Source organism: Micromonospora sp. M51 (assembly GCF_018070305.1).
Taxonomy (GTDB): domain Bacteria; phylum Actinomycetota; class Actinomycetes; order Mycobacteriales; family Micromonosporaceae; genus Micromonospora; species Micromonospora parva.
On sequence record NZ_JAGPXZ010000425.1, the window covers coordinates 1 to 5,323 of the forward strand.

General features: G+C 70.9%; 7 protein-coding genes. 4 read left to right on the forward strand and 3 right to left on the reverse strand.

Annotated elements, in window-relative coordinates:
- The 3 genes from KBX53_RS21150 to KBX53_RS21160 form a co-directional block, all read right to left on the reverse strand.
- A partial coding sequence (locus KBX53_RS21150) for a winged helix-turn-helix domain-containing protein (protein ID WP_210861196.1) occupies positions 1-434 on the reverse strand: 434 nt, incomplete at its 3' end.
- A gap of 434 nt (positions 435-868) precedes the next feature.
- Positions 869-1,873, reverse strand: coding sequence for an SdrD B-like domain-containing protein (locus KBX53_RS21155; protein WP_210861199.1), 1,005 nt, complete (start codon positions 1,871-1,873; stop codon positions 869-871).
- 440 nt (positions 1,874-2,313) lie between these two features.
- Positions 2,314-2,544, reverse strand: coding sequence for a hypothetical protein (locus tag KBX53_RS21160; protein ID WP_030333731.1), 231 nt, complete (start codon positions 2,542-2,544; stop codon positions 2,314-2,316).
- 169 nt (positions 2,545-2,713) lie between these two features.
- Here KBX53_RS21160 and KBX53_RS36465 point away from each other — a divergent pair, with 169 nt between their 5' ends.
- From KBX53_RS36465 to KBX53_RS21175, 4 genes are all read left to right on the forward strand, one after another.
- Positions 2,714-3,307, forward strand: a complete 594-nt coding sequence (locus KBX53_RS36465) for a sensor domain-containing protein (RefSeq protein ID WP_247675975.1) — start codon at positions 2,714-2,716, stop codon at positions 3,305-3,307.
- A 3-nt stretch (positions 3,308-3,310) separates the two neighbouring features.
- A complete protein-coding gene (locus KBX53_RS36470; protein ID WP_309140823.1) occupies positions 3,311-3,937 on the forward strand; it encodes a histidine kinase in 627 nt (208 codons plus the stop codon).
- Positions 3,925-4,581 carry a response regulator transcription factor gene (locus KBX53_RS21170; protein ID WP_030333728.1) on the forward strand — a complete coding sequence of 219 codons (657 nt, stop codon included), beginning with the start codon at positions 3,925-3,927 and terminating at the stop codon, positions 4,579-4,581. The genes KBX53_RS36470 and KBX53_RS21170 overlap by 13 nt, the downstream gene beginning before the upstream one ends.
- Before the next feature lie 111 nt (positions 4,582-4,692).
- Positions 4,693-5,323: ABC transporter ATP-binding protein (locus KBX53_RS21175; RefSeq protein WP_210861201.1), on the forward strand; the 631-nt coding region annotated here is incomplete at its 3' end.

The following is a 5,323-nucleotide window of genomic DNA, read 5'->3' on the forward strand; positions in this document are numbered from 1 at the left end:
CCGTGCCACTGATCGAGCGCGGAACGCAGCATCGCGGCGGCCCGGTCGGCGTGCTCGGCATCGCCGAGCGCGAACAGTCGACGGCTCTCCCGGAGCGCATCCTCGAACCGGACAGCGTCGACGCACGCCGGGTCCAGGTCCAGCCGGTATCCCGCTGCGGCTCCGCGGCCGACCGTGGCGATGAGCCAGTTGCCACGCCGCCCGCGCTCACCGGGTTCGAGGGCACGCCGCAGGTGGGCGACATGGCTGCGGAGGGTGGCCCGCGCGGCGTCCGACGCGTCGTCGCCGGTGAGCAGTGTCGCCAGTCGCCGGCTCGGCACCGGCTTACCGAGCTCCAACAGCAGGATGGCGAACAGCGTGGTGAGCTGTGGACCCAGCGGGACCGGGACGCCGTCCCGGCACAGCTGAATGGGACCCAGTATGGAGACGTCCAACCGACCACCAGCCACATGGCCGCTCAACGGCACGCGCCCAGGTCACCGAGAGCAGTTACGGTCGGGGCCGTCGCACCTGTGGCTGGCCCGCCCGCCAACCGGGAAATGCCGATGAGCGCTACCTGAATACGCAGCAGATTCACCTCAGCCATGGTTACAGCTCGATATAGATGAGGTGCATTGTATAGACGTCGTCGGGCCGTCGACACATGCCGCCGACCGATCACCGGCATTTCACAGAGGATTCACATCAGTCTTCTCATGTCCCAACCGCGTGAACACCCGACGGAGCGCGCGTTGAGGGCGTCGTCGCGGTCGGAGCGGCGGCGCCGAGGCTCCAGCGGGTACTGGAGCCTCGGCGCCCTTCGCTCTGCTCGACACAGCGGCGGCAGCTACCGCCCGCGGTGTCCGGCCGCCGAAGCGACGTCGGTCGATCAGGCCTGCAGGCGTACGCGACGGCGTCGTGCGACGAGCACCAGCGCGATGCCGACCGCGAGGGCGACCGCAGCCGCGCCGACGAGCAGCATGGTCTTGTCGCCGGTGACCGGCAGGCCCGGACCGGCGCTCGTCGGCGACGACGACGGCGACAACGGCGGCGAAGACGAAGACGGCGAGGAAGACGGCGACGGCGAGGACGGCGACGGCGAGGACGGCGACGGCGAGGACGGCGACGGCGAGGCGCTCGGAGAGCTCACGGGAACCTTCTTCGCCGGCACGAAGATGCGCGGCTCGTCGCTGTCGTCGGCGCTGACCTGCGCCAAGGTGTGGTCGTACTCGCCGTTCTCGCCGGCCATGACCTTCCAGCCCGCCGGGGCGGTGAAGGTCAGCAGGACGTCGCCGGCTGGGAGGTGGGCGAGACGGAACAGGCCCTTGGCGTCCGTGATGGCCTCGGCGTACCTCGTCTTGCCGTCGGCAGTGGTGGCGACGACCTTCACACCCGGCACGCCGGCGGTCTGGGGCGTCCACTCGGCGTCATAGGACTCACCCTGGAAGACGTATCCGCCGAGATCGTCAAAGGCGCCCGGCACCAGCAGCCGCACGCTGGTGATGTTGTCGGCGGCGTTGGCCTCGCCATTGTCGGCGCGAAGCTCGAAGGCGACGTATCCCCGGCCGACCTGCCACGCCACGCGGTTGGTCTTGCCGGTGAGCTTTACGGTCTTGGTGGCACCGGCGGCGAGGTCGAAGCCGCTCGACAGCTCACCATAGGCGACATCGTCGACGCCCTCGCTGTCGCCGCCGGTGTAGTGCACGTGCTTGGCGTCGACGGAGCTCTTGTTCTCCACCGTGACCGTGATGGTGAAGGTCTCACCCTCGGCGTAGCTGGCCTTGTCGGCGGCGGAGGTCACCGCGATATCCGGCTTGGGGGCGGCGGCCAGGGCGGCCGTTGCCGGAAGTGCGGCCACGAGCACGCCCACGAGGGCGGCGGCAAGTTTGCGCATGGAGGTCTCCGTAATGGGGGGCGGGAATCAGCGCGATGCTAGTGGCTGGACGAGTCACTCCGCCGTCCCAAGACTGAGAGCGTGACCGGACGGTGTCCGATCACGGTTAGCTTGATGATCGAGTGAACGCTCATCGTGTGCGGACGCCGACGACCGCTCCATTTACGCTCACCATCGCCGCGCCTGGTCACCGGCAGATCAGTATCTCGAGGCCGCAGAATAAGTTCGCGTTGCGAGCCGCTGTGCCCGGCAACCAACACACATGCCGTCCAGCCCTCGGACGTACACCGCGAGGATCGCCTGCTCCTGACCGCCGTTCACTCCTCCTCCCCGAGCTCGTACGGTTCGCGCCCACCGCATGGGGGAAGCACTGGCCGGCACTGGCCCGTGAGTGGTGGAACGTCGACCGGCATGGGTGATCGGGCGTGACGGTCGGGCCCCTACGACTCGCGCACCCGGTTACGGCGGTGGTGGACGATCAGCGCGACCGCGCAGAGCAGCGCCACCAGCCCGAACCCGGAGCTGATCCACTGGTTGTCCGCCGCGGTTGACAGCACCACGTTGGCCGCCGCGCTGACGAAGAGCACCAGCCACAGCAGCGGGCGTAGCAGGCCGCCCGGCTTCTTCGTCGCGGCGACCGGGGCCTCGGTGATGCGGTACGGATCGGTCATGACTGCCTCCATTCGGCGAATGTTCCTCGACGCCGTCAACGCTAGGTAGGCGGCGCGGCGGAGACGATCCCGCCAGCTCGACGACAGTGGTACAGCAGGCTGTACCTTCCGCGCCGGACGTTGCTGGGCGAGGCCTGCGGTGGCCTATGTTGGCGGGGGAGGTGGGTCGATGGCGTACGTGCGGGGGCGGGTTCGCGCCTCGGTCAACGCCTTGGAGCACCTCGTCGGAGGGCTGGGCACCGCCACGCTGGCGCTGGGCGCGCTGCTCTGGGCGGCGATCGTGGCGGTGGCCTGCGTGGGCGGGGTGGGGCTGCTGGCGGTGCCCGGTGCGTTGCGGGTGGTGCGGTCGGTGGCCGACCGTGAGCGCGCCCGGCTGTCCCGCTGGGGCGACCGGATCCCCACCCCCGGTCCGGTGCCGGACGGGTTGCGGACGGCTGTGCACGATCCGTTCGTGCGCCGGGAGCTCGGCTGGGTCGGGCTGTACTCACTCATCGGCCTGGTGACCGGGCTGGTCGGCGTCGCGCTGCCGCTCTATGCGGTGCAGGACACCACCTTCCCGCTGTGGTACCGGCTGGTTCCCCCCGACGCCGCGCCGGGGATCGTCTGGTGGCGCGTCGACGACCTGTCCGACGCGCTCTGGGTCGGGGTGCTCGGGGTGGGTTGGCTGGCCGCCGCGATCTGGTTCAGCCCGGCCCTGGCCCGTCTCCAGGCGTGGCCGGGCCGGTGGCAGCTGCCTCCACCGCCAGGTGTCGACCTGTCGTAGCGGGTGGCCGAGCTGACCGCCACCCGCGCTGCGGCGCTGGACGCCCACGCTGTCGAACTGCGCCGGATCGAGCGGTCGCTGCACGACGGCACGCAGAACCGGTTGGTGGCGGTCAACGTGTTGCTGGGTGCCGCGCGGCGGGCCGTGCGCCGCAATCCGGACCGCGCCGACGAAATCCTCGGGCAGGCGCAGGACGCCGCCGAACAGGCACTCGGCGAGCTGCGTACGGTGGTGCGCGGGATCCTGCCGCCGGTGCTGGACGACCGGGGTCTCGCCGGCGCGCTGGCGGGCCTGGCCGGCAGCTGCGCGGTGCCCTGTCGACTGGAGGTGGACGTGGCCGTGCGGTGCGCGGCCTCGGTCGAGGCCACCGCCTACTTCGTGGTGGCCGAGGCGCTGACCAACGTCGTCCGGCACAGCGGTGCGAGCCGCGTGGACGTGGCCGTGCGCCGCGAGCACGGCCGGCTGCTGGTGAGCATCGAGGACGACGGGCACGGCGACGCGGACGAGACACGTGGCTCAGGGCTCACCGGTATCCGGCGGCGGGTCGAGGCGTACGACGGCCGGATGACGCTGACGAGCCCACCGGGAGGGCCGACGAGAATGGACGTGGAGCTGCCATGCGGATCGTGATCGCCGAGGACGACCCGCTGCTGCGTGAGGGTTTGGCGCTGCTGCTGCGGGCGGAGGACCTGGACGTGGTCGCCACGGCCGGCACTCCGGGCGAATTCCTGGTCGCCGTGGACGAACATGCGCCGGACGTCGCGATCGTCGACGTACGGATGCCCCCGACCCACACCGACGAGGGCATCGTGGCCGCGGTGGAGGCCCGGCGGCGGCGACCCGGCCTCGCGGTGCTGGTCCTGTCGGCGTACGTGGAGCAGGCGTTCGCCACCGACCTGTTCTCGGTCGGCGCCGTCGGGCTCGGTTACCTGCTGAAGGAGCGGGTGGGCCGGGTCGAGGAGTTCCTCGCCGCGCTGCACCGGGTCGCGGGCGGCGGCAGCGTGATCGACCCGGAGGTGGTGGCGCAGTTGCTCGCCCGCAACCGCCGGACGGACACGGCGCTGAGCGAGCTGTCGCCACGTGAGCGTGAGGTGCTGGGGCTGATGGCCGAAGGGCTTGGCAACAGCGCGATCGCCGAGCGACTGTTCGTCACCGACGGCGCGGTGCACAAGCACATCCGCAGCATCTTCTCGAAGCTTCAGCTGCCACCGGACGACAGTGCCGACCGCCGGGTCACCGCCGTGCTGCGCTACCTGGACGGCGATCGGCGGTAGCGCCTGCTGTACCCGGACCTGGCAGCCCGCGGGATGGTTGCCGTTCTCCCACGTCAATAGCGTTTCTGGTGCGCGCAGTTCTTGCCGATGACACGGAGAGAGGCCACCAGAATGCCGGACTATCCGGGACAGACAACCGAAGCGGCGGTACGCGTCGAACACCTCACCCGCGTGTACGACGCCGGCCGTAACCAGGTGACTGCGCTCGCGGGCCTCGACGTCCGTTTCGACAGGGGCACCTTCACGGCGGTGATGGGGCCCTCGGGCTCCGGCAAGAGCACGCTGCTGCAGACCGCGGCCGGGCTCGACCGGCCCACCTCCGGCCGGGTGGTGATCGGAGGCACCGACCTGTCCGGGCTGTCCGAGACCCGCCTGACCGAGCTGCGTCGTACCCGGATCGGGTTCGTCTTCCAGGCGTTCAACCTGATCGGCGCGCTCACCGTCGAGGAGAACATCGTGCTGCCTCTGCGCCTGGCCGGCGTCCGTCCGGACCGGGCCTGGCTGACCCAGGTGGTCGAGCGGGTCGGCCTCACCGACCGACTGCACCACCGGCCGGCCGCGCTCTCCGGCGGCCAGCAGCAGCGGGTGGCGATCGCCCGCGCGCTGGCCACCCGCCCCGAGGTCATCTTCTGCGATGAGCCGACCGGCGCTCTCGACTCCCGCAGCGCGGCGGAGGTGCTGACGCTGCTGCGCGCGGTCGTGGACGAGCACGGGCTGACAGTGGTGATGGTGACCCACGACC

Bases quoted from the DNA above. Each gene is read 5' to 3' on its own strand.
- KBX53_RS21155 (WP_210861199.1), bottom strand. From the start codon at position 1,873: ATGCGCAAACTTGCCGCCGCCCTCGTGGGCGTGCTCGTGGCCGCACTT.
- KBX53_RS21160 (WP_030333731.1), bottom strand. From the start codon at position 2,544: ATGACCGATCCGTACCGCATCACCGAGGCCCCGGTCGCCGCGACGAAG.
- KBX53_RS36465 (WP_247675975.1), top strand. From the start codon at position 2,714: ATGGCGTACGTGCGGGGGCGGGTTCGCGCCTCGGTCAACGCCTTGGAG.
- KBX53_RS21170 (WP_030333728.1), top strand. From the start codon at position 3,925: ATGCGGATCGTGATCGCCGAGGACGACCCGCTGCTGCGTGAGGGTTTG.